The 25118-nt window shown below is 45.6% G+C and carries 24 protein-coding genes; 7 read left to right on the top strand and 17 right to left on the bottom strand.

Features of this window, described 5'->3' with window-relative positions; translation table 11 throughout:
- Positions 1-35 precede the first annotated feature (35 nt).
- Complete coding sequence (gene hcp, locus L1D31_RS05010) at positions 36-1697, top strand: hydroxylamine reductase (RefSeq protein ID WP_239835963.1); 1662 nt, start codon at positions 36-38, stop codon at positions 1695-1697.
- A gap of 61 nt (positions 1698-1758) precedes the next feature.
- A complete protein-coding gene (locus L1D31_RS05005) occupies positions 1759-2790 on the top strand; it encodes a hybrid-cluster NAD(P)-dependent oxidoreductase (RefSeq protein ID WP_239835962.1) in 1032 nt (343 codons plus the stop codon).
- A gap of 86 nt (positions 2791-2876) precedes the next feature.
- Here L1D31_RS05005 and L1D31_RS05000 read toward each other — a convergent pair whose 3' ends face one another.
- The 9 genes from L1D31_RS05000 to L1D31_RS04960 form a co-directional block, all read right to left on the bottom strand.
- Positions 2877-4250: a YjiH family protein gene (locus L1D31_RS05000; protein ID WP_239835961.1), complete on the bottom strand. Its 1374-nt coding sequence runs from the start codon at positions 4248-4250 to the stop codon at positions 2877-2879.
- Positions 4251-4543: 293 nt separating this feature from the next.
- Positions 4544-5443, bottom strand: coding sequence for an AraC family transcriptional regulator (locus L1D31_RS04995; RefSeq protein ID WP_239836386.1), 900 nt, complete (start codon positions 5441-5443; stop codon positions 4544-4546).
- Between the two features lie 71 nt (positions 5444-5514).
- Positions 5515-8604 carry an efflux RND transporter permease subunit gene (locus tag L1D31_RS04990; protein ID WP_239835960.1) on the bottom strand — a complete coding sequence of 1030 codons (3090 nt, stop codon included), beginning with the start codon at positions 8602-8604 and terminating at the stop codon, positions 5515-5517.
- Positions 8601-9743 carry an efflux RND transporter periplasmic adaptor subunit gene (locus L1D31_RS04985; RefSeq protein WP_239835959.1) on the bottom strand — a complete coding sequence of 381 codons (1143 nt, stop codon included), beginning with the start codon at positions 9741-9743 and terminating at the stop codon, positions 8601-8603. The genes L1D31_RS04990 and L1D31_RS04985 overlap by 4 nt, the downstream gene beginning before the upstream one ends.
- Complete coding sequence (locus tag L1D31_RS04980) at positions 9733-10620, bottom strand: ABC transporter six-transmembrane domain-containing protein (RefSeq protein ID WP_239835958.1); 888 nt, start codon at positions 10618-10620, stop codon at positions 9733-9735. The genes L1D31_RS04985 and L1D31_RS04980 overlap by 11 nt, the downstream gene beginning before the upstream one ends.
- A 95-nt stretch (positions 10621-10715) precedes the next feature.
- A complete protein-coding gene (locus tag L1D31_RS04975) occupies positions 10716-11684 on the bottom strand; it encodes a succinylglutamate desuccinylase/aspartoacylase family protein (RefSeq protein WP_239835957.1) in 969 nt (322 codons plus the stop codon).
- Between the two features lie 272 nt (positions 11685-11956).
- Positions 11957-12955: a succinylglutamate desuccinylase/aspartoacylase family protein gene (locus L1D31_RS04970; protein ID WP_239835956.1), complete on the bottom strand. Its 999-nt coding sequence runs from the start codon at positions 12953-12955 to the stop codon at positions 11957-11959.
- The gene (locus tag L1D31_RS04965) at positions 12936-13397 is read right to left on the bottom strand and encodes a MarR family transcriptional regulator (RefSeq protein WP_239835955.1); all 462 of its coding nucleotides are present in this window, start codon (positions 13395-13397) and stop codon (positions 12936-12938) included. Before L1D31_RS04965 ends, L1D31_RS04970 begins: the two co-directional genes overlap by 20 nt.
- A gap of 9 nt (positions 13398-13406) precedes the next feature.
- A complete protein-coding gene (locus L1D31_RS04960; RefSeq protein ID WP_239835954.1) occupies positions 13407-14033 on the bottom strand; it encodes a cytochrome b/b6 domain-containing protein in 627 nt (208 codons plus the stop codon).
- Between the two features lie 127 nt (positions 14034-14160).
- Between L1D31_RS04960 and L1D31_RS04955 the strand changes: the two genes are divergently transcribed.
- Both L1D31_RS04955 and L1D31_RS04950 read left to right on the top strand, forming a co-directional pair.
- The gene (locus tag L1D31_RS04955) at positions 14161-14595 is read left to right on the top strand and encodes a cytochrome c (protein ID WP_239835953.1); all 435 of its coding nucleotides are present in this window, start codon (positions 14161-14163) and stop codon (positions 14593-14595) included.
- Between the two features lie 94 nt (positions 14596-14689).
- Entirely contained in the window at positions 14690-15355 is a 666-nt protein-coding gene (locus tag L1D31_RS04950; protein WP_239835952.1) for a hypothetical protein, read from the top strand.
- Between the two features lie 32 nt (positions 15356-15387).
- Here the strand turns inward: L1D31_RS04950 and L1D31_RS04945 are convergent, their stop codons facing one another.
- Genes L1D31_RS04945 through L1D31_RS04935 form a run of 3 tightly spaced genes read right to left on the bottom strand, consistent with a single transcriptional unit; the run spans position 15388 to position 18265 of the window.
- Complete coding sequence (locus L1D31_RS04945; protein ID WP_239835951.1) at positions 15388-16293, bottom strand: DMT family transporter; 906 nt, start codon at positions 16291-16293, stop codon at positions 15388-15390.
- Position 16294: 1 nt separating this feature from the next.
- Positions 16295-17038, bottom strand: a complete 744-nt coding sequence (locus L1D31_RS04940; protein WP_239835950.1) for a 2OG-Fe dioxygenase family protein — start codon at positions 17036-17038, stop codon at positions 16295-16297.
- Between the two features lie 12 nt (positions 17039-17050).
- On the bottom strand, positions 17051-18265 hold the full coding sequence (locus L1D31_RS04935) for an argininosuccinate synthase-related protein (RefSeq protein ID WP_239835949.1): 1215 nt from the start codon (positions 18263-18265) through the stop codon (positions 17051-17053).
- 105 nt (positions 18266-18370) lie between these two features.
- On the opposite strand from L1D31_RS04935, the gene L1D31_RS04930 reads away from it, so the two are divergent.
- A complete protein-coding gene (locus tag L1D31_RS04930; protein ID WP_239835948.1) occupies positions 18371-19282 on the top strand; it encodes a LysR family transcriptional regulator in 912 nt (303 codons plus the stop codon).
- Positions 19283-19339: 57 nt separating this feature from the next.
- On the opposite strand, the gene L1D31_RS04925 is transcribed toward L1D31_RS04930, so the two are convergent.
- Positions 19340-19558 carry a helix-turn-helix transcriptional regulator gene (locus L1D31_RS04925; RefSeq protein WP_239835947.1) on the bottom strand — a complete coding sequence of 73 codons (219 nt, stop codon included), beginning with the start codon at positions 19556-19558 and terminating at the stop codon, positions 19340-19342.
- Positions 19559-19568: 10 nt separating this feature from the next.
- Entirely contained in the window at positions 19569-20096 is a 528-nt protein-coding gene (locus L1D31_RS04920) for a DUF2975 domain-containing protein (RefSeq protein ID WP_239835946.1), read from the bottom strand.
- Between the two features lie 161 nt (positions 20097-20257).
- On the opposite strand from L1D31_RS04920, the gene L1D31_RS04915 reads away from it, so the two are divergent.
- Complete coding sequence (locus tag L1D31_RS04915; protein ID WP_239835945.1) at positions 20258-20611, top strand: hypothetical protein; 354 nt, start codon at positions 20258-20260, stop codon at positions 20609-20611.
- A 111-nt stretch (positions 20612-20722) separates the two neighbouring features.
- Here L1D31_RS04915 and L1D31_RS04910 read toward each other — a convergent pair whose 3' ends face one another.
- On the bottom strand, positions 20723-22339 hold the full coding sequence (locus L1D31_RS04910; RefSeq protein WP_239835944.1) for an NAD(P)/FAD-dependent oxidoreductase: 1617 nt from the start codon (positions 22337-22339) through the stop codon (positions 20723-20725).
- Positions 22340-22549: 210 nt separating this feature from the next.
- On the opposite strand from L1D31_RS04910, the gene fdxA reads away from it, so the two are divergent.
- A complete protein-coding gene (gene fdxA, locus L1D31_RS04905) occupies positions 22550-22873 on the top strand; it encodes a ferredoxin FdxA (protein ID WP_239835943.1) in 324 nt (107 codons plus the stop codon).
- Between the two features lie 64 nt (positions 22874-22937).
- Here the strand turns inward: fdxA and L1D31_RS04900 are convergent, their stop codons facing one another.
- Complete coding sequence (locus L1D31_RS04900) at positions 22938-23675, bottom strand: RNA methyltransferase (protein WP_239835942.1); 738 nt, start codon at positions 23673-23675, stop codon at positions 22938-22940.
- A 134-nt stretch (positions 23676-23809) separates the two neighbouring features.
- On the bottom strand, positions 23810-24988 hold the full coding sequence (locus tag L1D31_RS04895; protein ID WP_239835941.1) for an MFS transporter: 1179 nt from the start codon (positions 24986-24988) through the stop codon (positions 23810-23812).
- Positions 24989-25118: the final 130 nt, after the last annotated feature.

The following is a 25118-nucleotide window of genomic DNA, read 5'->3' as shown; positions in this document are numbered from 1 at the left end:
CGTGACCGCATAAAGACTATTACCGGAGAAGCGCAATGTTCTGTATTCAATGTGAGCAGACTATTCAAACCCCAACTGTTAAAGGTTGTTCTTTCGCCCAAGGCATGTGTGGCAAAACATCTGAAGTTTCAGATCTACAAGATGTACTGGTCTATACCCTTGAAGGTGTTTCGTACTGGGCAGAACAAGCTCGTCGCTTTGACATTATTGATGACGAAGTTAATCAATGGGCGCCAAAAGCCTTCTTCTCGACCTTAACCAATGTGAATTTCGATCCTGAACGTATTCTTGAACTCGCTGCTCAGGCTGCGCAGTTTAAATCCCGACTTAAAGAGCAGACACTCGCTGCGGCAAAACTGGCTGACGTTGAACTTGATCCCGCACCTAAAGTCGCTAATTTCGAGTTACCAGCGAGTGCTGAAGCGATCCTCGAATTTGCTCCTCAGGTTGCGGTCAACCGTGGCTATCAGGAGATCAGTGAAGATGTGATTGGTCTACGTCTGCTGTGCCTTTACGGCCTGAAAGGTGCTGCCGCTTACATGGAACATGCACGCGTCTTGGAGCAAACCAATAACGATATTTACGCTGAGTATCATGAAATCATGGCGTGGCTAGGCACTGATCCAGAAGATCTTAACGCTTTGCTTGAATGTTCAATGCGTATTGGTCTGATGAACTACAAAGTTATGGAAATGCTGGACCTTGGTGAAACCACTACTTTCGGCCACCCAGAGCCAACTCAGGTCAACGTTAAACCAGTTAAAGGCAAATGTATTTTGGTCTCGGGGCATGACCTCCATGACCTAGAGAAAATTCTTCAGCAAACCCAAGGAACCGGAATCAACGTTTACACCAACGGTGAAATGCTCCCTGCGCACGGTTACCCTGAACTGAAAAAATACCCGCACCTAGTCGGCAACTACGGCAGCGCATGGCAAAACCAGCAGAAAGAATTTGCTAACTTCCCTGGCGCGATTGTCATGACGTCTAACTGTCTGTTGAACCCGAACATGGGCCAGTACTCAGATCGTTTGTTCACGCGTAGCATCGTTGGCTGGCCGGGTGTTGCACACATTGAAGGTGATGATTTCAGTCAGGTGATTGAGTGTGCACTGGCGCAAGACGGTTTCCAACACGATGAAATTGAACACATGATCACCGTAGGCTTTGGTCGCAATGCGTTGATGAGTGCAGCGCCTGCAGTGGTTGAGCAGGTCAAAGAAGGTAACATTAAACACTTCTTCTTAGTTGGTGGTTGTGACGGTGACAAAGCAGAACGTAGCTACTACACCGATTTCACCGCCAGCGCGCCTGAAGATACTCTGATCCTAACACTAGCCTGTGGTAAATTCCGCTTCAACAAAAATCAGTTTGGCGACATCAACGGTATCCCTCGCTTACTGGACGTTGGTCAGTGTAATGACGCCTATTCTGCCATTCAGCTTGCCCTAGCATTGTCGAAAGAATTTGACTGCGACATTAACGAGCTGCCGCTAACACTTGTGCTGTCTTGGTTTGAGCAGAAGGCCATTGTAATTTTGCTTACTCTGTTCGCGCTAGGTGTAAAAGGCATCTACACAGGCCCAACCGCACCTGCATTCCTGACCGATAATCTCATCCAAATCATTCAGGATAAATTCGACATGCGCAGTATCGGCAATGTTGAAGACGATCTGAAAACTATCCTAGCAGCTTAATCCCTGCCTTTTGATAGCCCAGTCAGTTTGTTTGGCTGGGCTCTTTTACTTGTGAGGAATTATGATTCGTGAATGGAAAAATAACCAACCCGCCCGACTTCGTTGTGTTGATAAATGGCAGGAAACATCAGATACCGTCAGCTTGACTCTGACCTCTGATACTCCCCTACCAAATGGATTTGATTTCAAACCGGGTCAGTTTATTTCGTTAGGTTTTGAGTTCGACGGCAAAGTGGAATACCGCGCGTATTCTGTTTCTTCGTTACCGGGGGAATCGCATCTTAAATTGACCGTCAAACGAGTCGAGAATGGCTTGGTATCCAACTACATCATTGACCACTTCAATTCCGGAGACAGCGTCTTGGCACTGGCGCCTACTGGACCATTCAACAGTATCGATTGCCCACCGAAGCATAAAGTGGCTTTGCTCAGTGCAGGTTGCGGCATCACACCTGTCATGTCGATGGCAAAACATTGGTTGAAAACCAAAGCAGACGTCGAGATAACTTTTATTCACATGGCGAAAAGCGCTGCTCAGACTATCTACTTTGATGAGCTGGAGTCCATAGATGCGCAATACCCAAATTTCCACCTAAAGTTACTGCTTAAAGACAATACAGGCACACGCCACCCGCAAGGACGGCTCGACAGAGAGTGGTTAGCCAAACTCTGCCCAGACCTTAACCAACGCACAGTTTATCTCTGCGGACCAACTCTGTTTATGCAGGATATGGAGAGCAACGCGTTGGCACTGGGGGTTGAGGCGGCGCAATTCTATCAGGAAAGTTTTACCCCTATTGAAGCCCATAATGAAAGCTCGTCAGATGGCGTTGTTCAGTTCGAAGTGCCAGCGTTTGGCGTATCAAAAGAAGTCAGCCAAGGCGCTACCTTAGCTGACGTGCTGGAAGAAAACGGGGTGCCAATTATTATCGCCTGTCGCAGCGGCATGTGTGGATCCTGCAAATGTAAAGTGACTAAGGGCGAAGTCAGCCGCACCAGCACAGAAACGCTGACTGAAGAAGATCTAGCCAATGGTTATACCTTAGCGTGTTCGAGCCAAATTCAGTCAGCTGTTGAAGTAGAACTGTGCTAGGAACCATCAGCTTTGCCAGAGACAAAAAAAACAGCCCGCTAAGTCACACCTAGTGGGCTATTCCTCGGGCAATGTCAATCAACGTATCAGAAGATCCAATGCGCGACCAACACAATGATTGGCAGCGTAACTAGCGTTCTTAGCAGGAAGATGGCTACCAACTCCAAAAAGTTCACAGGGACTTTACTGCTTAGAATTACAGAACCAGTCTCTGACATGAAAATCAGCTGAGTTACAGACAACGCTGCCACAACAAACTTGGTCAGATCGGCATTAATCGTCGACGCAGCGATGATCGAAGGTACGTACATATCAGCAAAACCAACTAGCATGGTTTCCGCAGCAGCTGCTGCTTCCGGAACATTCAACGCGTTTAGCAGTGGAATGAACGGTGCACCCAGTAATGAGAATAATGGCGTCGTTTCAGCGACAACCAGACCTAAAGTACCGATCGCCATAACCACAGGCAGCACGCTGATTACCATATCCAGTGCATTGTGCACACCTTCTTTAGCTACCGCCCCAAGGCTTTTCACTTTGCTTGCTCTGTGCAGTGCCAACTTCAAGCCAAAGCCCATAACCGACTGACCCGAAGGCACCAATTCGTCATTACGATTAGGCTTAGTACCATCAATGTACAGGTCTTTCTTATACGATAACGGTGGCAGATACTGAATCACCATCGCAGCAATCACACCAGATAAACAGATAGAGAAGTAGAACGGGACAAAGAAATTCTCTAAGCCAACCTGAGTCAATACCACCAGCGAGAAAGAAATCCCAACCGGAGAAAACATAGTCGCGACAACCGCTGCTTCACGTGCAGTGTATTTTTTGTCTTCATATTGTTTACTGGTCAGAATCACCCCAACGGTGCCATCACCTAGCCAAGAAGACATACAATCAATCGCAGCACGACCTGGCAAACGGAAAACTGGGCGCATAAAGCGGCTCAGAACAGTACCGAGTAACTCAAGCAAACCAAAGTTGAGTAATAGTGGTAGCAGCAAACCAGCCAAGAAGAAAGTCACCAGTAAAGAAGGCAGAAGGTCATTAAGAACCAGCCCACCCGTGTTGCCGTTCCAAATAACTTCAGGCCCGATCTGATGCAATGCCATCAGAGTGAACACCGCACCTAAAACTCGAACGGCTAGCCACACTGGCGTCAGAACAAACAGTCTTGTCATCAATGCAGATTGAGTAACAAAAGTTGGCTTGATGAGGCTGGCAAGAATAGAAGCGACCGCAGAGAAGCAAATCACAGCGGTGACTGTTGGTAAAATCGCATCCCCAAGGATCGCTTTGACGCCTTTCGCCATCAGCGCTAGCGGAAAGGTGAAGTTGCCATCAATGGTTAACGGTGCAAGGAAAAAGAAAAGACCCAACAAAGACGGAATTGCGAACATCAATATGTTGCGACTGTTTTTGTGGTTCTCTTCGGCTAAAAGTGTATCACTCATCTGACTGCTCCCTAGATGATTATATTTTCACAATTAGTGAATAAGTTATCTTTGCCGCAATTATAACGACAAAGATTTCACACTCAAGCAAATAATGAAAAACAATTCACCAAAAGAGCATAATAATATAAATCAATACGTTATAGAGCTAAGCACATTGGTGGCACTTTGTACGCAAGCGCTTTAACAATAACCACAGACTCTTTAATTTCCCCCTTTTATATCGAGCACGAATGTGATTATTTATGCATAAACCATAAGCAAAATGATTCGAGTAGGCTCGATGAATAGAGTTAGCGGACAATAGGTATCTGAAATGAAAACGTTGCTCCCCCTGTTAAGGTCAACTCGATATCACGAACCATTTCAATCAAAAAAGCGTTGCCATCAATTTCCAACTTCTGTTCGTCTACGATATCAAACAGCGCTTCTAGAGCCGCACTGTAAGCAACATCAGAAATCAGATACACCTCAGCGCAAAGGTAGTACCCTTCAGGAATCACAAAATCATAGAGAGCTTCGTCGACTTGCCAATCACCAATGAAAGTCTCAATTTGGTCCCATACTTTTTCAAGTTGGTTAATCGGTGTTGCGCCGAGCAAATTGACTGTTTTTTTGCCGTAGATTTCGATCACCGAATCCCAGTCAGGATCTTCCAGAGCGATCTTTTTCATACCTCGCTGAGGGTACCAAATCAACTCAGTCGGCATAGACTTAGCCAGCTCGTTCTCAATCGACTGCTGAGCACCGGGATGAGCAAGCTTAGCGATAAAATCAGCGGTCTCTCGCGGTGTGGACTCATAACCCATTTTACGAATTTGTTTCGCCGTCACTCCAAGCTCTCTCTTTAAAGCCTTGCCTAAAGCTTGTGAAGAAGAGAAACCACAATAGTGAGCAATCTCCATCACACTCCAAGGCTCATCATTGAGCAGCAGATTCACCGCGACTTGCAGTCGTAATCGGCTGAGATACTGCCCCGGCGTCTCATGAAACAATTCGCTAAACTGACGATGGAAATGATAAGGAGATATAGCGCTCTCGGTTGCAATTTGCTCCCACGATCTGTGTTCTGCCAGTTCGTCATGCATCAACTTCAATGCGTGAGCAAAGCGCTTTCTAAGATGCTCTGGAAGTGGTTCTAACAACGCAATTTCGGGCACCAGTTTAAATGCTGGTTCCTCTTGCTGTGACATAGATACGGGCCTCACTGGGGCGACCAGATCACTATCGCCCGTCAACCGGATAAAATCAATCACGCTCAGCATTAGGCTCCCTCTAATGCCAATTCATCTTCGACAGGCTTTGCCGCTTTACGACTGGTCATCCCCAGCAGTATTGGGATCAGAAGCAGGGTTACCGTCGTGGCAAATAGCTCACCAAACACCAATGAAACCGCTGCAGGTTTTAAGTACTGCGCTTGCTCAGCGGTCTCACTGAGTAGCGGCAGCAAACCACATACCGTAGTAATACTCGTGAGGAAAATCGCCCTCAATCGACTGGTTCCAGCCGTCACTAAAGCCTGTTTAAGCGGCACACCGCTGCGATACTCAGCGTTAAAGCGCGTGATCAGTACCAATGAGTCATTGATCACTATGCCCGTCATTGCCATCATGCCAAACATAGACAGCAAACTGATTGGCAGATCCACCAAGTAGTGACCGAAGATAGCACCAGAAAAACCAAATGGAATCACTGCCATGATGATGAACGGCTGCCAGTAAGACTTTAGCGGAACCGCCAACAAGATGTAAATCAGCAGAATGGTCAAAATCATCGCTGAGCGGAAGCCATCTGAGACTTCACCAATCTCTTCAAATTCGCCGCCTGCTTTGATCCGAACTCCTGGATACTGCTGATGCAGCGTTTTGATCTCAGAGCTGAGCTGAGCCATTGTCTGCTCAGGCGCCTGAACGTCTCGGTTCTGCTTCCAATAGAGGTTTACCACTTGCTCACGATTACGTCGGTAGAGTATCTGAGGCTCCTGCTCATGACGAAATTCAGCAATATCACCGAGTAAGACACTCTTTCCTTCAGACAGCAACACCATCGTCTGCTCAAGCTGAACGAGGGTTTTACGCTCTGAACGAGGATACTGCAGCAGCACCTTGGTTTCTTGGCCTTGTTCCAACAGGCGGTGAATTTCTCGCTCACCAAATGCCTCACCCGCCAATCGCGCCAACTTGTCTTGCGTCAATCCGAGCTGCTGACCGTATTCATTCAACACTAACCGCACCTGAGGCTGGCCACTTTTACCGTCATCATAAATATCCGCTACGCCAGGCAAAGCAGCCAGTTTGTCCGCCAATTGACTACTGACGCGCTTAGCGAGCTCTAGGTCGCTGGATGATATCGAGATGAATGTTCCACCAGCAGGCGCTTCAGACGCATTAAACTGAACTGAATATGCTCCTTCAATACTTCCAGTATGAGTACGCCAACTATCGGTCAATAAATTACCCGGCAAGAGGCTCAAGGCTTCACTGGTTAGCTCGGCGGTCACTTCCACCTCTCCATAACCATCCGACCACGCAAGCAGGTTTACCACGGGTGGCTGGCTCAACGGATAGTCCTGCATCAGCTCGTCTTCGACGTTGATCATCGCCTGTTCGATTTGATCTAAGGCTTTCTTTTGTAACGGCAAAGGGGCACCGTCTTCTAGCTCTACTTTCGCGGTAACGTATCGACCGGGGATTTCAGGGAAAATGGCACTTCGAATCGTCCCAGTCGACCACATGCCATACGCCAGTACGATCGCGGCGACAAAGCCTAGCAGTGATGCCAGTTTGTAATCCAACACCTTTTCCAAGGTGGGCTTGTACACTCTGAAATTGAACCACTCCAAACCGCCTTGAGCGACAGACTGAATGCGAGAGAAAATGCCATTAGATTTTTTACTCACGGACAACTGCGCTAGGTGCGATGGCAGAATGAACTTACTTTCAATCAGAGAGAAGATCAGCGCAAATATCACCACAGCGGAGAACCCAGCCAGAATCTTGGCAAAATCGTTGTTAATCCAAAGCATTGGCGAAAATGCCGCAATAGTGGTCAAAACACCAAATACCGTTGCAACGGAAACCGAGTGCACGCCGTGCCATGCCGCTTTGCGCCCACTCGCATGTTTACCTCGTTGTTCATGAATGGCCTCACCTACGACAACGGCATCGTCGACTAGGATCCCCAGTACCAAAATAAAGCCAAACAGCGTGATATCATTGATGCTGTAGTTAGCCAGTTGCATCGCCCCTAAGGTACCCGCGATGGCGACCGGTATACCCACAGCCACCCAGAATGCCAGTTTCAGCTCAAGAAAAATGCCCAGTAAAACCACCACAATCAAAAGGCCTTGCCACGCATTATCACCGAGCCTGAACAATTGCTCTTCAATATAGGGAGCCATATCTGCCATAGTGCTCAGCTCGATGTCTGAAGGCAGGATTTTGCGTTGCTGCGCTAAGGTATCCTTAATTGCATCGCTCACTTTGAGCAGGTTGTCGGTCTGGCTGGTGCTGATCAGTAGAGCGATTGCGTTGATGCCATTATTACGAACGATAGAACCATTGCGCTCATAGCCACGACTCAACTTAGCGATGTCACCTAAATAGACGGTACCGGATCGACGAGAGACGATCGCCAGACGATGCAGCTTCTGCACATCATCGGCGTAACCATCACCACGGATAACCATGCGGCCCTTGTCACTGATCAACTCACCCGTGCGAGACTCGAGCGACATCTGTCCGATGGTGCTGGCTAAATCTTCCAGACTCAAACCCAGTTTCTTGAGCTGCGCTGGATCTGGCTCAATGATAAGTTGTGGTTTGCGACTTCCCCAGTTGGATACTTTAGAGATCTTTGGATTACTTTTTAGCGCTTGCTCGACCTGTCTTGCGATGGGTTGAAGCTGTTCATCGCTGCGTGGCCCCGAAACGACAACAAAGGCGGCCAAGTTAGTAAATTCATTTCTAACCACCTGAGGCTTTTCAGCTTGAGCAGGAAAACCATTGATCGCATTCACTCGATTACGTACATCATCCAGCAGCTTATTGAGGTCGGCGTTGCTGGTTTTGCGTACAACAACGCTCGACATTCCTGCGCTAGACTGGCTGGTCACCTGTTTAATACCAGAAATGCCACTGATCGACTCTTCAATTCGCTGCGTGACACTCTCATCAATCTGTTTAGCTGTACCTCCCGGGTAGGCAACACTTATCACAACCGATGACGGCGCAATTTGCGGAAAGGACTCCACACGGAGTTGACCAAACGCCATAACACCACTGGCGATGATCGCGAGCATCAACAGATTCGCCCCTACTGGGTTGTTGATAAACCACTTAGTCAGCCAGCTCATTGATTACCCTCCTGCTTAGAGACCAATATCTGCGCAGCTTGAGGAGCGACTTGCTTCCCCGGTAACATCGACAGCAGTGGGTACACCACCACATGACGTGCCTTAGCGCTGTCCTGATCAAAGCGGGCATATACCTGATTACGTGCTTGTCCTATTTGCGTAATCCACTCTTTCTGCAATCGGTTCTGCTCATCAAGTGTCCAGACGTATCCATCTCGTGTTATCGCACTAAGTGGCAAGGTCACAATTTCTGACCGTAAGCCAAGACTAACGATGACTTTCACCTGTTGATTAGGCAGTAAACGAATCATTCCTTGATAGGGCTCGCGAACAGACAAAACCACTTGTCGTTGACGTGTGGTTGGATCAGCCTGCGGCGAGACATATCGAACCTGTGCCTGCCACTCGCTGCCATCTCGATTCACAATTTTAATCTCAGGTTGATTCAACGCGGATTGCACCTGCTGCCAGTGAAGTTCAGAAACAGGCAGCTCGACATCCAGTGAGTCGCTAGCGGCGAGTTCAAAAGTCACCTGCCCGGCTTCCAACCATTCACCGGGGCTGATGTTACGACGCATGATCACAGCATCAAACGGCGCTGCAATACTCGCTTCCTCAAGCAACTTTGCTGCACTGGTGTAAGCCTGTTTTGCCTGCGCGAGTTCTGCCTTGGCTGCCAACACCTGTGGCTCACGGCGGGCAAACGGAGAGCTTTTGGTTGGCGATAACATTTTTAACGCGACTGTTTGTTCGTGCTGTGCCTGTTTTAGGTTTAATTCCGCCTGCCTAACGCTGCTGTTCGCCTGAGCCAGATTAGACTCTAAAGCGCTGGTGTTGAGCTTCGCCAACAAGGTCCCTTTTTTCACCAGTACACCCGGTTCGATATCGGGATTCAACCACGCTAACTGAGCGCTGCTTGAAGCCTTAAGTTGAATCGGCCAACGCGCAGTCGTGGTTGCCAACAAAGTCAAACTGGAATCGTGATCTTCCGGCGTCACTTGCAGTACTGAAACAGGGACTTTGATCGGCGCTTTTTGCTCAATCAAAACTGGCTGAGGCTCTAAAACATCCACAATCACCAATGCCGCGAAAATTGCCCCGCAGCCAGCTAATATTGCAAGCGTCTTTTTAAATTTCATAGGGCTTCTCCTCTTCAGCCAATTGAGCGGGGGTTTGATTTAATCGTTGACTGATCTCCATCAGACGCGACAAGGTTTGCAGTGTGATAGGCAACATCACTGCCGTTTCCACGAATTCCAGTGAGTAAGTTACGATGGAAAAAACCTGACCCACAGTAGGATCAGTAAGAATGCTGACCATCCAAAGATTGGTTAGGACTGCGGCAAATAAAACAATAAAGATCAGCCCATACACCAGCGCTTCGGTATCGGACAGTTTGATTTCACAGCGTTTCAAGCGTTCGAAGTGCGTTCTAATCGCCGCAAAAGGCTGACCGCTGAGCACGCGAACCTGTTGCTCTAACTGATCGTTTAACGCGCCGTTAAGTCGCGTAAAGGTTTGATGGAACAGAGCATAAATCAGCAGCATGCTCAGCCCCGCGACCAATACGCATAATGCAAGTTTGATATGAAAAGTGGCGAGAATGACAACGGTAGCGACCAACTGCACAACGGCCGTGATCAGAGATGGTAAATCTTCCTCTAGAAAATCCACCAGCTCGCGTGACATGGACAGTCTGGCATCTTTGACCGACACCGATTGACCGCGCAAATTGCGCTCAACCAAATTGGACAACCGCACTCGGATCCCGCCATAAACGCGAGTATCGTAAAAACGACGAGCAACGCTGATGACCACCAGTACAAACAAGATCGCGGCAAACATAAACAACGGCTGCAAGTTTTGCTTAAGCACGCCATCAATAGCAAAACCGATAAACAGCGGCAGCAAAATCATAAATACGTTTTCAGCCAAAACCATCAGCCAAGTAAACATGACTTTAATGGGACTCAGCCGGATAACGGACCGAATTGTGATGGGTTGATTGAACAGCATTATTGACCCCACAAATGAATGTGGCGCCAGTATTACCAATTATTAACCAGAAAAAGTGTCCCAGATTGCTGTTTTGGGCAGCAAGCTTTTTTGTTTTATTGAATCATCCGCACAATCAATGATCCCGGAGCGCGCAAAGCTTCAAGGTTATAGCTAAGAACAGTGCCTGACTCTGGGGCGTGATAATGTGCGACGTCGAAACCCAAACTATTGTACTGAACCGCCAGAAGCTGACCTTTCTCAACTTGTTGCAGTAAAGATACCTGCGGCTCAACAAAACCGCCTTGCTCAGCCCGAATGCTGATGGTCTGGCAGCCTTCAATGCAAGGTGTTGCTTCAACGACTTTCCCAGACAGCACTTCGTAGTAACGCAATATGTTCAGCACTCCTTCAACTGCTCGTTCGACCATGTCTGCATCATGATATCGACCTGAACCCACTTCGACCGTAATACTTGGCACTTCATGTTCGTTCCATGTCGTTTCCAGCACACCAGACTCACCGGGATCATTGAGAATCACATCAGGATTCATGAGCTTTGCTAGCTTCATCGCTTGGTCAACCCGATAGTCAGCAAATACATAGAGAGGATAACTGGTTCCTGTAGTCTGGGTGTGTAGATCTATCGCCACCTCTGCGTTTGGCTTCAGTAAGTTTTGCCATAAGTTATCAAGGTAACGTGCGGCTTCATTCCCAGCTTTGTCACCGGGGAAAAAACGGTTAAGGTTAGAAGAAGAGACATCCGGATCCACTGTCTGAAAGTCACGGCTGTGATGAAGAATACCACTCAGGTTTATCGCAGGAACGATAGTGACGCACCCTATCAAAGGTTTGCCGGCCAAAGCTTTTGCCACTTTCAACGCCGTCACAATACCGTTTTGCTCATCACCGTGAACACCAGCAGTGATCATAATTTTACGACCCGGCCTATCACCTTTAAAAACTCGTACAGGCATTTTCTGCCAAAGGCCTAATGCATCCGTGGCAACCGCAAAAAGGAGTGAATGTTCTCCAGCAGCTAAAGTGTCAACGTCAAGTGAATGAATAGTAGGGCAGTGTTCCATAAGAGAGGCCATCTAAGACATACTCAGAATTCCTTATACAGCAGAGGCGAGCACCTGCTCGCCTTGAAAAACAGCTCACTCTAATCTTTGTTAGCAACCATGGATAGTAACAAGGTGGATTTTTGTTAGGTAAGTAGCGCTACCTGACCAGAGAAATAGGTCACGAAGAGATTACAAAAATAAAAGTAAGTTACTATTTAATATTAGGTTTAAATACTGTTCCGCTTCTGGTCAACCAAAAGATATAATCTATTCCTAACCGAAAATTATAACTAATCAATCAACCGGACAACCAATGATCCAGGCGCTCGTACCGACTCAACATTATGACTAATCACTGTAGCTTTGATTGGGGAGTAGTAGGTTTGAATTTGATCTCCGAAACTGTTGTACTGAGTCGCTAAGATCTGGCCCTTGTTGACAAGTTCCATCAATTCAACGTGACAAATGACAAACCCTCCCTGCTCAGCACGAACACTGGTAATCCGCTCTCCTTCAACACAAGGATGAACCACCTTTACTACTTCACCTACAATGAACCGATAATCTTTGAAAATATTCAATACCCCAGTAACAGCGCGTTGCACCATGTCTAAGTCCGTATAGCGACCTACCCCTACTTCAACTGTGATAGAAGGAATACCAGCACGGTTATAGACCGTTTCCAAAATACCCGGGTCTCCCGGATCGTTGAGAATAACATCTGGATTGATCAGTCTTGCCATTCGAATGGAATCATCCAGTCGATAGTCAGCAAATGCATAAAGAGGGTATGCTGAACCACTGGTTTGAGAGTGAAGATCAACCGCGAGATCGGCATTTGGTTTGAGTAAGTTTTCCCACAGGCTGTTGGCGTAGCGACTGGCGTCATCTCCATTCGGATTACCGGGAAATACGCGATTAAGGTTTGTCGATGAACTATCAGGAGCCGCAGAATGAAAGTCTCGACTATGTCTTACGATACCTGATAAATTGACCGCTGGTACTATAGTAATGCAACCTGAAATGGCTTTGCCTTCCAGCTCTCGAGCCAACATTTGCGCAGTTAGAATACCATTTTGCTCGTCACCATGAACACCCGCAGTGATCATAATACGCTTCCCTGGCTTTGCACCTTTAAACACTCGTATGGGAAGCGTTTGAGGGTGACCAATCGCGTCCGTCGCAACCGCAAACCAAAACTTATGTTCTCCCGGTTCAAGTGTATCCACATCCAACGCTTGTATGGTCGGATACATAGGCACAATGCACTCATTCAACGGCTTCGTCATTGATCTTCTTTCCTGAAATAGCAGCGACCATCTTTTGTAACAAACGAATGATTTCTCGTTGCTCTTCAGGCTCAAGTGAACTCAGCATCTTTTTGTTGATCGCCACCGGAATGGGAGTCAAAGTTTTTCTTAGGGCTCTGCCCTCATCAGTCAGATATATACGAAATGAGCGGCGACTATTAGGATCGGCTTGCCGCTCGACTAGACCTAATTTCTCAAGTTTATCGAGAGTACGGGTCGTCGTGGAGTTTTCTACTTTAGATTTTTGAGCAATTTCGCGTTGCGTTACACCCTCTTCCTCCCATAAACACATCAAAGTCGGCCACAGAGCAATCGTCAACCCATGTTTCTTTAATTCTGTATCAAAAGTTTTGGCAGCGTCATTCGCCATTACGTTGATCAACCAGCCAAAACTGCTTTGTCTGTCAAATTTCTCACTCATCCAATAGATTTAAAAAGTAAAGGCAATAATCGTCATAGTAACTGATATTGCCAAAACTAGCACGAGCAATGCTCGAAGTTGAGAAACAAACTCAAGCCTTTGGTGTTGTGACAAACCTACCTGAACTCCCGTCACCATAGCCCAAGTAAGTGGCCTCGAACGAAATTTATAAACGAGAATGGCAACAACATGCACAGCAATTAATGTAGGTAAAACTTTTGCCAACATAAGATGCACGGATTCGAGAGCCCAAAACACATCGTCGCTCAACCAAACATTGGCTAATGGTAGGTTATCTAACATTCCCGATACGGCTAAGCCGGAAAGACATTGTAAAAATAAAGCAAAAATCAGTAATACGACCATCCACCCTCCAGCGGGGTTATGCCCCGGAGCGGCACGCTCTTTCCCCATGAGATAGCGCACAACTGCTTTAGGTGGGCGTAAAAACTGCCTGAAGCGACTGGTTTCGCTGCCAACAGCCCCCCAGATCAATCTCCAGATAATCAGAGTGAACAATACCAATCCAATTTGAACATGTGGACCATTACCAGAAAACCCACTCACCATTAGTGCAGCAAAGAGTATTGCTTGCAACCAGTGATATAGGCGTGTTGCCAAATCCCAAACTTTCACTTTCAACCTCCAATTACGACAAAAAAACAACAACAATTTACATAAAAATAATTGCAATTGCAATTATTGCAATTTAAATTATACCGATAACAATAAGGCATCATAATCCTAATCATTGGAGAGACACATGAAACAAATATTCTTTAGCTTGCTTTTTTTAGTGCTGCCTTCAGCGTCTTATGCAGAAGACTTCACCGTACAGATTGATAAGCGCCAAGCAACTTTCGAAAGTATCGAAGTCACCAGCGAGTATGCAGAACAAACACTAAGCGGTAGTAAAACTGACTGGGAAAAGCTAACCCGTCACAGTCAAAAGTTGGAAGCCCATAGCCATGCACTACTAACCCTATTTCCTCAAGGAAGTCATGTAGGTAGTAAAGCTAAATCTGATATCTGGAGTAAGCCGAGTAAGTTCAATCAACTGTTAATCCAAATGAACCAAGGCTTTCAGGAGCTCTATAAGGCAAGTTTGGCTCAAGATATTAATCGAGCAGAAATAGGATTAAAAAATGCCCAAGATACATGTCGAAACTGTCATCGCAGTTATCGCTCGCGTTGGTAAGTTCAGATGAGTCACTAGAAAATGCTCGATTAAACCTTACTACACGAACTATTACCCACACAGCAATCCCTAAAAATAAATCAGGAAAACAGTCATGAAAGTCATTAAATCTGCAGCAATCATTACCTCTCTACTCATTTCACCCACAGTACTCTCTGCCGACTACGGGGTAGAGCTTATCTGGAATACTAACGATGCAGAACAAGTGTTAAAAGCACTACCAGAACAAAAAGCCGCTTTTGGCGAACTCATTGAGCAAGGAGATGTAAAAGATATGTTTGTTATCAACAGTAAAGTTGATAACAAACCAATTCAATTACTTAGATTTGTTTTGGAAGCGACCGATGAAACTCATGTAGAGAGTAAGCTAAAAGATCTGCCCATGTATGAAAAAGAGTTAGTAAAGATAAGTAACATTCGTCTACTCGGTTCAAAATGGCTCGATAACACCCCAGTTTATAATAACTATGGCGTTATTATCACGTGGAAAGAAGGCATAGAAGCTCTTGAAATGGATAGAGTGCTGGGCATTGACCTCCAACGAGTAATCAGCCTTAATCAAGCAGGATTAGTCACGTCTTCCTACCTTGATACCCAAAAGCTTTCCAATGGAGTTGTACGTCCTATTTACTCGGTATCATTCTTAGCCAAAGATGCTCAGCATGCTCGTGAGCTCAGTTACCAGTTTGAGGCAGTCACACTTGGCTATGCCACCATAGATATCCAGCATCTAGGTCACAAAATTAGCCTTAACCGATAATCAAAAAAGCGGACTGATAAGTCCGCTCTCTTCTAAGATTCTCGGGTAGATGTCACTACCACACTAAACAAAATTAGCGCCCCACCTATAACTTGTACTGGGGTTAATGATTCCTGTAACCAAGCCATGGCAAATATAGCACCAAATAATGGCTCGCTACCCATCAGCAAAGAAACCCGTGTTGGCGACGTTCGACGCACGGCATAATTCTGAACATAAAACGCAAATAGTGTACAAAACAGAACCAGATAACTGACCGTTAACCAAAACTCCATCGAAGTGGGAATCGAAAACTCCGCAGCTGGAAGATACGCAACTGCAAATATAATCCCGATCAAAGCTACAACTAAAGACTGGAGAGAAGTTAAGGTCGATGTAGTGATTTCTTTGCCTTCCGTGAACCTCTTGGTCATAGTGACCATTAGGGCCCTCAAAACAGCAGCGATGAGGATAAAATAGTCACCACTGTTAAGTGAAAGCTCAAAGCCTTTGTTGCTGGTCAATAATAACACTCCAACAACACTACAAACCGTCAATATCCACAACGTTTTGCTGACCTTTTTCTTATTGATGAATAATTCGGCAAAAGCGGTAAAAATGACCGATAAACTGATCAGAAACGCAGCATTGGATGCAGAGGTTTGGGATACACCAAACACCTCACAGAAAAAAATCGCCGATAGAATAAAACCGGTGGGAATCGCTATTTTCCAATCCTTATTCAATCCTCGGCGAAAGTCTCGAATCACCACAGGTAGCATACATAAAAAGGTGATCGAAAATCTTATGGAGATAAAAAGCAAAACACTGGTATAAGCCAACGCACTTTTGGTCAGGCCATAACTTGTCCCCCAAAAAATCGCTACCAGTAGTAGCAGCGATTCCGTAATAGGAAACCTTATATTTCCTTTCTTTAACGAATCAGCAGCCGTTGTCATTTCAATCCTCCATCCGTGTAAACGCTATTACGAGTACGTCCCTGTACGCGCACTTTTCCGAACAAACTGGTGTAATCGGCGTAACTTCGTGCATTGTCTGCTCATCGTCCGCCATAACTAAATCAAAGGTTTTATCCAACATAATCTGTTCACGAAAACACCCTTTAGCGTCAGTAATACTGGTTACACCACCAGCGATGTTGACTCGATTGATCATCAAAGACGCAATGAAAGTCACACCATCACGATGAAGCCCTTCCGGTGTGGGTTGCCCCTGCTGCGAGCTATTCGCGATGATCCGATACGGGTGCAGCCGTATATTCCAATTCACAGGAGTCCCCAGGGCATCGTCGTAGATGTCACTCATCATAAATAGCAACTTTGCTAGCAAATCTGATGTGACAAACTTATCGCTCAGTGGGGAAAAATGACGTTCAACATCACCGTTCAATGTATTAATGAAAGCCGGCTGAACATAAGGCTCATGCGGTAACAGGGTTATTTCACGCTGAGCAGCCAGCTTAGTGAATTGACCATAGCGCCGGTACCGATAGGTCCCGCCATCCGCCATATAATTGTCTCGTTCAAGTGAGCTCCAACACTGCTTAAAACGGATCACTTCATCGACATTGGTATCCAGCAGAGCGGTCATTTTTCGCCCCGACACAAAGACATAGTCTTCTTTGATAAGTGTGTGGCTGATGTCTGCCAGAGTCTTGGTGGCTGCGTCCTGAATAGAAGTCATCGGCGGTAATTCCTATACCCACTGACGATTTGATCTAGATTGACTATTGAACTTGAGCGCTCGTTGTGACCTTTGCTGAGCAATCTCAATTTCCCACTCGTCCCTATCACGTAGATACTTCGGCTCATCAGCCACTATCCCAGAGGGGATAAAGCTTCCTCTGGATAAGTTGAAAGAGACACTGCCAGAGATGGACTCGGCAGTGTGAGCGATGAACGCATAGCTTGCACACTGCAACATACTTCCCCAACGGCCTTCAACAGCCTCCTGAGTCCACATGTCGTTATGCAATGCCTTCGCTTTGAGAACATCTGTAGGTAAAGTTGCTGTCTCCAGTAACTTATAAGCCTTTATCAGAACTAAGGCGGCGGGCGCTTCTCGCACCTCTAGTACCTTTTCATCCTGATCGAGATGATCGAACCCTACAAAACGACCAATCTCATACGCGCCAACGTAGTTGTTAATGAAGGCAATTAACTCTAGTAAATTAATCGGCTTATCATTCAGTGTGACAGGATAGCCCTTTCTGAAGCCGATCGTAATTTGATCATTGTCTAAATGTTTTTCTGGCTGCCACTTTGACCAGGTAAACAACGAATCTGAAACTACAAAATTTTCAGGGTCATCTAAAACCCCAGACTCGAATTCACGGCACCATAGATTTGAATCCCCGCTGACGTTTCGGGTCTTAAATCCCACTAGGCCTGAATGAAACAAAGCCTGTGCCTTATCTTCACGAGACAGTGCTGAGTACTCATAGGGGGAACCGTAATAACCATCAAAACCTGATGCTTCTATCGCACCATTAATACGACGCAAGCTATTTTGGGACTGGTTTGCTGTATGAATGATTGCATCACAACCTAAGCTCCCCGCCAACTCGACCGCCTTTTTCACTATGATAGGCCGTGATAAAGAGGAACTGACCGGATAGTCATTGAGGTACATTGCTTGCGCCTGTATTGCCGAGACTAAACTGTGTTCAACAAATTCCTGCCTTGCGTCGATAATCTTGAGATCAAAACCATAATGATCCGTAATTAACTTGAGTTTCGATTCTTCTATCCCATCGCCGAGGTTAACCGCGACTGCAGTGACTTTTACATCACTGCTTTTTAGTAGCTCCAGCACATAGGAGCTGTCTAAGCCACCGCTAAATAAGGTCAAAATATGATTAGCAACTTTCGCGACGGCCTTAACATCACCGACGCTTCTTATTTTTTTCACGCGTCACGTCCTTGGATATTCTGGGATACTGTCAATTGACTTAATTAGTATCCATAAGTAACTTGAACGAAACAATATAGCTGAAATGCAAAGGATAATTGCACTGTGGACACAAATAAATTAATTCCTCTCCTATCCGAGATGGCAATTTTCGTAAATGTGGTCGAATCTGGGAGCTTTTCAAAAACCGCTCAGAGGCTTGGTGTGTCACCTTCATCAGTCAGTCGTTCCATCACTCGGCTGGAAAGTGCATTGCAAGAAAAGCTGTTGGAAAGAACGACGAGACAGATGCGTCTGAGCACCACAGGACAGGAGGTCTACAGCTTGTGCAGTGACATGATGAACTCGGCAAAAATGGCTATCTCTGCTGCCCAAGCAGATAAAACTGATGTATCAGGCGTGCTGCGTGTCGCTGCACCTAAAGCCCTTTCCCGGCAGGTTCTCATGCCAATGATCCTCAGTTTTATTGACCGTTTTCCCAACATTTCATTGCAACTGAAAGTCGCTGATCACTATATCGACCCTATTGGTGATGAAGTAGATGTCATCATCCACATTACGGATAAGCCGACTGAAGGTTTAATTGCAAAGCAGCTCAGTCAATGTCGCTTGGTCATGTGTGCCAGCCCTGCTTACTTTGAGAGGTGTGGTATCCCCACTCACCCCGAAGACATTTCCAATCACAACTGCTTGTGCTTAGGAGAAAACCCCAAGGATAGGGTGTGGGAGTTCACTAACAACAACAAAAAGCTATCAATGAACGTCGGTGGTTCATTCGCGGTCAACCATAGTGAAATTCGACGCGAAGCAGTATTGCGCGGTGTGGGAATATCGGTTTTCCCTGAGTTTGCAATTCAGTCCTATATTGATTCTGGGCAAGTGATTGAAGTATTACCTGACTGGCACGTGGGAGGAAACTATCAAGGAAAAATCATCGCCCAATATGCACAATCTAAGTACATTCCCAGTCAAATCAAAACTTTCATTGAGTATCTGCAAGATTGTTTTAATGAATAAGCCAATTAAAAGCCAGAGGCAAGCTCTGGCTTTGTTCTGTTGCTCGATTTTCAAGCATTAGCACTCATTATCAGTCGGGGAATACTCCAGAATATCTCCGGGTTGGCAATCAAGATGCTTACAGATAGCTTCTAAAGTCGCTAACTTGACCGCTTTCGCCCGACCATTTTTAAGCACTGATAGGTTTTGTTCAGTAATACCAACTAATTTTGCTAACTCATTGGAGCGCATTTTTCGCTTAGCTAACATGACGTCAAGGTTAATTACAATTGCCATAATTTTTCACTTAAATTGTCAGCTCACTTTCTTTTTGAAGCTCTGCCGCTCTTTCCATTACCACTGCAATGACGCGAACAATCAAACCAATAACAAACATTGTGATATCAGCGTCATTGACGTTAAAGGACATGCTCCAGTTTCCGTCATTGTACGACAATGCAAAGCTGAGAAGTATACCCATGATAAATTGAACGAAAGGTGTTGCCATCAGCAAGTAGCTGATCTTTTTGTAACATAGCGTGTTTTGACGCTCAAAGACCTGCCCTCTTTCATATAAGCGGAATAGAACTATTAATTGCCACAATAGAGCCATTGTCAGAAATGTTGTCAGCATACTTGGTAGAAAACCAATCAATGACCGCGTCAAACTCAAAGGCAACTCGACCTCTACTGGAAAGCTCGCCTCGAACCACTCCACATTCCATAGGGTTGCAGAAAACCAAAATACAGTATTCAACACAGCAGTAAAAATCAGAGAGAACCAAAATAGTACTAATAATTTTCGGCTGAATGTGCTTATTGATTGTTGTGTCATAAAACATCCTAGGTAGCATTAATTTGAGTACACCTTAAAGTAACAAAAATCAATTATCAATAAGAAATTATCGTTTTACGATAATTTCTTATTGCACTATATTGTTTTTGCCTCTATTTTATAAAACACAATCTCTCAAACCCTTTTAAACAGGCACAACTATGATCAAATTTTTATGCATGGCCATTTTGCTGGCCATTTTGCTGGCCTTTTCAACGAGCTTTGTAAATGCAGGAACTTTCCTTGATGAGATAACTGATGTTCTCCCCACCGAAAGTGTCAACCAGTGGCAATCATCTCCATACACGGAAGACGCTGCACCAATACAATCACACTATTCAGGTAGCGAATGTACCAATAAAACGCAGACACAATTAAATCGAGAAACGTCAAAGCAAAACGGCAACTCTAGTGAATGCTATATCACTGAGTTTCCAGATAGAGGGATCGAAACCCATATTCAATCAACGGAACAAGGGGATTTTAGTGTGGGGGTAAAATGGGAAATAGATTAACCAATACCAAAGGATAGCAACAGGCTCAGGCTTTCAGAATATCAACCTATTTTTCTAAGGGGAAAAGCTCTTCTGTTATTACAGAAGAGCTTAGTAATTTGCTGATGTGAATTATGCCTTTTCTAGATCGGACACCATAGCCTTGGATAGGGCTTCAGCTACTTTGATGCCATCTATACCCGCAGAAAGGATCCCTCCAGCGTAACCTGCGCCTTCACCCGCAGGATAGAAGCCTTTGAGGTTTACACTCTGGAAGTCTTTGCCACGCTTGATACACACTGGTGAAGAAGTACGAGTTTCCACCCCTGTGAGCAAACCATCCTCAGATGCAAAACCCTTAATCTTCTTATCAAACGCCGGAATCGCTTCACGGATCGCTTCTATAGCAAAATCAGGCAGCGCTTTAGAAATATCCGTAAGGTGAATTCCCGGCGTAAATGATGGTTGAACATCACCGAGCTCACTTGGATCGCGACCTTTTAGAAAATCACCTATCTTCTGTGCTGGCGCATCGTAGTTTTCACCACCCAAAACGTAAGCACCCGATTCAAGCTCACGCTGGAAGCGGATGCCTGCCAGTGGGTCACCTGGGTAATCACGTTCTGGATCGATGCCAACGACAATAGCACTGTTCGCGTTGCGCTCTGAGCGCGAGTACTGACTCATGCCATTTGTGACCACGCGGCCTTCTTCAGACGTAGCGGCAACAACAGTACCACCCGGACACATACAGAAGCTGTACACGGTACGACCATTCTTACAATGATGCACCAGCTTGTAGTCGGCGGCGCCAAGAATTGGGTTGCCCGCGTTAGGACCAAAGCGCGCTTCATCGATCATTGACTGCTTGTGCTCAATACGGAAACCAACCGAGAACGGCTTCGCTTCCATGTACACGCCGCGATCGTGCAGCATTTCAAACGTATCACGCGCACTGTGGCCGACGGCTAGAACAACGTAGCGAGATTTAATCTCTTCGCCGTTTGATAGTGTTAAACCTGTGATTTGCTCGCCATCCATGTGGATATCATCGACGCGCGTACTAAAGCGAATCTCGCCACCCAATTCGATGATTTTCGCACGCATCTTTTCGATCATGGTGACCAGCTTAAACGTACCAATATGTGGCTTACTGACGTACATGATCTCTTCTGGCGCACCAGCTTCCACAAACTCCGTAATGACTTTTCGACCATAGAAATTTGGATCTTTTACTTGGCTGTAAAGCTTACCGTCAGAGAACGTACCTGCACCACCTTCACCAAACTGTACGTTTGATTCCGTGTTTAGAGTGCGCTTACGCCAGAAACCGAAGGTATCTTTTGTACGCTCACGAACCTCTTTACCACGTTCAACAACGATAGGTTTAAAGCCCGCTTGTGCAAGAATCAGCGCGGCAAATAGACCACATGGGCCAAAACCGATAACTACTGGACGCTCTGTTAGGCTCTCTGGTGCTTTCGCTACGAACTTGTACTCCATGTCTGGAGTCTCTTTTACGTGCGGGTCGCTAACGAACTGCTCAAGAAGCGCAGCTTCGTTTTCAACGATAACGTCTAGCGTGTAGATAAGTAGGATGTTGGCTTTTTTACGAGCATCATAGCCACGTCTGAACACATTGAAAGAGATGATTTGGTCTTCAGAGATGCCAAGCTTCTTGGTAATGGCAGCAGTCAGCGCCTCTTCCTCATGATCGAGAGGAAGTTTAATTTCAGTTAAACGTATCATGTTGATGTCTCGTATAGATAGGTGTCTTAGCCAAAACCGTCTGACAAACGGTCAGCTCACAATGGCGCGCATTTTACGAGAAATTAAATTGTCTGTCATACTAAATCAGACAGCATTAGTAACAATCACCGTGCTGGATATTGAATTTTAGCTTGGGATGAGTATCATCCCCCATTCTTCGATTTTGACTAACTAAAAGAGCGGATCACCATGGCGTTCGTCGTAACAGATAACTGCATTCAATGTAAATACACAGACTGTGTCGCTGTATGCCCTGCAGATGCTTTCCACGAAGGGCCAAACTTTATGGTGATCAATCCCATCGAATGCATCGACTGTGGTTTATGTGTTGATGAATGCGACGCTAATGCGATTTTTCAGGAAGATGAAGTACCGGAAGATCAAACCGTTTACATTGAATTGAATGCAGAACTCGCCGAATTATGGCCAGTGCAAACCGAAGTAAAACCAGCTATGGATGGCGCTGAGAAGTGGAATGGCGTACCGGATAAATTAGGGATGTTAGAGAAGTAGATTCTCTATTCTCAGATACAAGAAAGCGCAGTGGATCACTGTGCTTTTCTGCATTCAGGACTTTTTATTCACCATGCTGGCGACGTAAGTTATCTAAAATGATCCCCGTTGCCATCGCCACGTTAAGTGACTCAGCACCACCAAAAGCAGGAATGGTGATCTTGTCAGTGACAAACTGAGCGGCTTGCTCACGAATACCGTGAGATTCACTGCCCATCAGCAAAATACCTTCGGCTGCAAACTCGACGTTATGTACACTCTCACCTTCAAGAAATGCCCCATAAACCGGTAAGTTAGCTTGTTCTAAATAGCTAGGAAGGTCTAATTGGCTGACTGTGACACGACCAAAACTGCCCATAGTGGCACTAATGGTTTTCGGATTATACGGGTCAGCACAATCATTACTGGCCACGATATGCTTAATACCATACCAATCTGCAACACGAATGATCGTCCCCAAATTGCCAGGATCCGAGACACCATCTAAAGCAATCATTAAGCCCTGAGCTTTAGGTACGTCAACACAAGGGGTGTTCACTACCGCAATCGCCGCGTTATTGCTCACCAACGTACTTGCCTTCGTTAATTCATCTAATGGCGCTTCGATACATTCAAAGTCGCTTAATGTTGAATGATGCTCTGCCAGAAACTCCGACGTAGCGAAGATCTGCTGTACCGTTAGTGAACTCTTTGCCAACTCAAGTACATTCTTCTCACCTTGGACCAAAAATAGACCATGCGCCTTACGTTGTTTCTTTTGGCCTAAGGCACGAAGTAATTTAAGTTGGTTTTTCGAAATCATAATGTATCCAAGGTGAAAGAGGGTGATACCCCACACTAAAGCGCGGCAATTATAGAGTAAAGCGCCACATAGCTAAAGGGCTGTCGCTAAACATCTCTTCACGGAAAAACGAAGGCTCTACCCTTGGCTTTTGCCTAACTCCAACGGAGGATACGCACTTCATTACCTTCTTCAGGTTTGGCCGGAATGTTAAGCGAGAGAAGAAATGATACCCCTGCCATCGCTGCGCCAATATAGAAAACCACTGAAGGCGAGATTAACCAGATCAAGCCAAAAGAAACAGGAATGAATACCGCTGCGATGTGGTTAATCGTAAATGACACACCAGCAGTTGAAGCCATATCAGCAGGATCCGCTATTTTCTGGAGGTAGGTTTTGATTGCCAATGCTAGCGCAAAAAATAGATGATCGATGACGTACAACGTCGCAGCCCATTCAGCGCTTTGTACTAAACCATAGCCTACGAAGATAAGTACCAGCCCAGTGTACTCGAACAACAGCGCTTTACGCTCGCCGACTTTACCAATGAATTTGCCTATTTTTTTAGCAAACAAGAAATTAAATAAATAGTTGATCAGAAACAGCATCGTGATATCAGCTGCTGAATAACCAAACTTTTCCACCATCAGGAAGCCAGCGAAAACGGTAAAGATTTGTCGACGAGCACCACTCATAAAGGTCAGTGCATAATACAACCAATAACGCTTGCGTAAGACCAGTTTTTTATTTTGTTGGACTTGAGTTTGGAACTGCGGAAATGAAAAAGCCATCCAAACCACTAATAGAAAACCAATGCCACCAAAAGTGAGATATACCCACTGGAAATCCATTTTCAGCATTTCCAGGCAGACCCACAATGCGCCATAAGTCACCAGTGATGCTAACGCACCGACGGAAATAAACTTACCCAACATTTCCGGTGCTTCATCTTTCGAAAGCCATTGTAGTGAAAGAGATTGTTTAAGAGTCTCAAAATAGTGGAACCCTGTAGACATCAATAAGGTCGTCATTAACAATCCAAAAAGTGAAGAGAAAAAACCTGTCATAGCGGTGCCCAGAGTGAGAGCCCCCAATGCCAGCAACATAAACCGCTGTTCACGAATAAACATTAAAACAAACACTGCGGTAAAGGCTAAAAAGCCGGGAATTTCACGTACACTCTGCAAAAGCCCAATATCTGCGCCATCAAACTGTGCCTTTTCAATCACAAAGTTATTGAGTAGTGCCATCCAACTGGAAAATGCAATGGGAACGACGATAGAGATGATGATTAAGAAGTTTTGAGGGGTTTTCCAGCTAGCCGACTGTTCCATTTTGTTATTCCTTTTATTCGCTCAGAGACACCTTAATTCTTCACTAGTGAATAGACAAACTTATTTACAAATTAAACGTCCGTAGTACTCATAGCATTCAACGTGCATCAGAGTAAAGTTTCACTTAATT

Source organism: Vibrio sp. Isolate23 (assembly GCF_022398095.1).
Classification (GTDB): Bacteria; Pseudomonadota; Gammaproteobacteria; order Enterobacterales; family Vibrionaceae; genus Vibrio; species Vibrio coralliilyticus_A.
This window is presented reverse-complemented; position numbering and strand designations above follow the sequence as displayed.

Coding starts and splice junctions, on each gene's coding strand:
- L1D31_RS04945 (WP_239835951.1), bottom strand. CDS start 16,293: ATGACAACGGCTGCTGATTCGTTAAAGAAAGGAAATATAAGGTTTCCT.
- L1D31_RS04950 (WP_239835952.1), top strand. CDS start 14,690: ATGAAAGTCATTAAATCTGCAGCAATCATTACCTCTCTACTCATTTCA.
- L1D31_RS04985 (WP_239835959.1), bottom strand. CDS start 9,743: ATGAAATTTAAAAAGACGCTTGCAATATTAGCTGGCTGCGGGGCAATT.
- L1D31_RS04925 (WP_239835947.1), bottom strand. CDS start 19,558: ATGGCAATTGTAATTAACCTTGACGTCATGTTAGCTAAGCGAAAAATG.
- hcp (WP_239835963.1), top strand. CDS start 36: ATGTTCTGTATTCAATGTGAGCAGACTATTCAAACCCCAACTGTTAAA.
- L1D31_RS04955 (WP_239835953.1), top strand. CDS start 14,161: ATGAAACAAATATTCTTTAGCTTGCTTTTTTTAGTGCTGCCTTCAGCG.
- L1D31_RS04915 (WP_239835945.1), top strand. CDS start 20,258: ATGATCAAATTTTTATGCATGGCCATTTTGCTGGCCATTTTGCTGGCC.
- L1D31_RS04970 (WP_239835956.1), bottom strand. CDS start 12,955: ATGACGAAGCCGTTGAATGAGTGCATTGTGCCTATGTATCCGACCATA.
- L1D31_RS04975 (WP_239835957.1), bottom strand. CDS start 11,684: ATGGAACACTGCCCTACTATTCATTCACTTGACGTTGACACTTTAGCT.
- L1D31_RS04940 (WP_239835950.1), bottom strand. CDS start 17,038: ATGACTTCTATTCAGGACGCAGCCACCAAGACTCTGGCAGACATCAGC.
- L1D31_RS04995 (WP_239836386.1), bottom strand. CDS start 5,443: ATGTCACAGCAAGAGGAACCAGCATTTAAACTGGTGCCCGAAATTGCG.
- L1D31_RS04990 (WP_239835960.1), bottom strand. CDS start 8,604: ATGAGCTGGCTGACTAAGTGGTTTATCAACAACCCAGTAGGGGCGAAT.
- fdxA (WP_239835943.1), top strand. CDS start 22,550: ATGGCGTTCGTCGTAACAGATAACTGCATTCAATGTAAATACACAGAC.
- L1D31_RS04920 (WP_239835946.1), bottom strand. CDS start 20,096: ATGACACAACAATCAATAAGCACATTCAGCCGAAAATTATTAGTACTA.
- L1D31_RS04910 (WP_239835944.1), bottom strand. CDS start 22,339: ATGATACGTTTAACTGAAATTAAACTTCCTCTCGATCATGAGGAAGAG.
- L1D31_RS04900 (WP_239835942.1), bottom strand. CDS start 23,675: ATGATTTCGAAAAACCAACTTAAATTACTTCGTGCCTTAGGCCAAAAG.
- L1D31_RS05000 (WP_239835961.1), bottom strand. CDS start 4,250: ATGAGTGATACACTTTTAGCCGAAGAGAACCACAAAAACAGTCGCAAC.
- L1D31_RS04980 (WP_239835958.1), bottom strand. CDS start 10,620: ATGCTGTTCAATCAACCCATCACAATTCGGTCCGTTATCCGGCTGAGT.
- L1D31_RS04895 (WP_239835941.1), bottom strand. CDS start 24,988: ATGGAACAGTCGGCTAGCTGGAAAACCCCTCAAAACTTCTTAATCATC.
- L1D31_RS05005 (WP_239835962.1), top strand. CDS start 1,759: ATGATTCGTGAATGGAAAAATAACCAACCCGCCCGACTTCGTTGTGTT.
- L1D31_RS04965 (WP_239835955.1), bottom strand. CDS start 13,397: ATGAGTGAGAAATTTGACAGACAAAGCAGTTTTGGCTGGTTGATCAAC.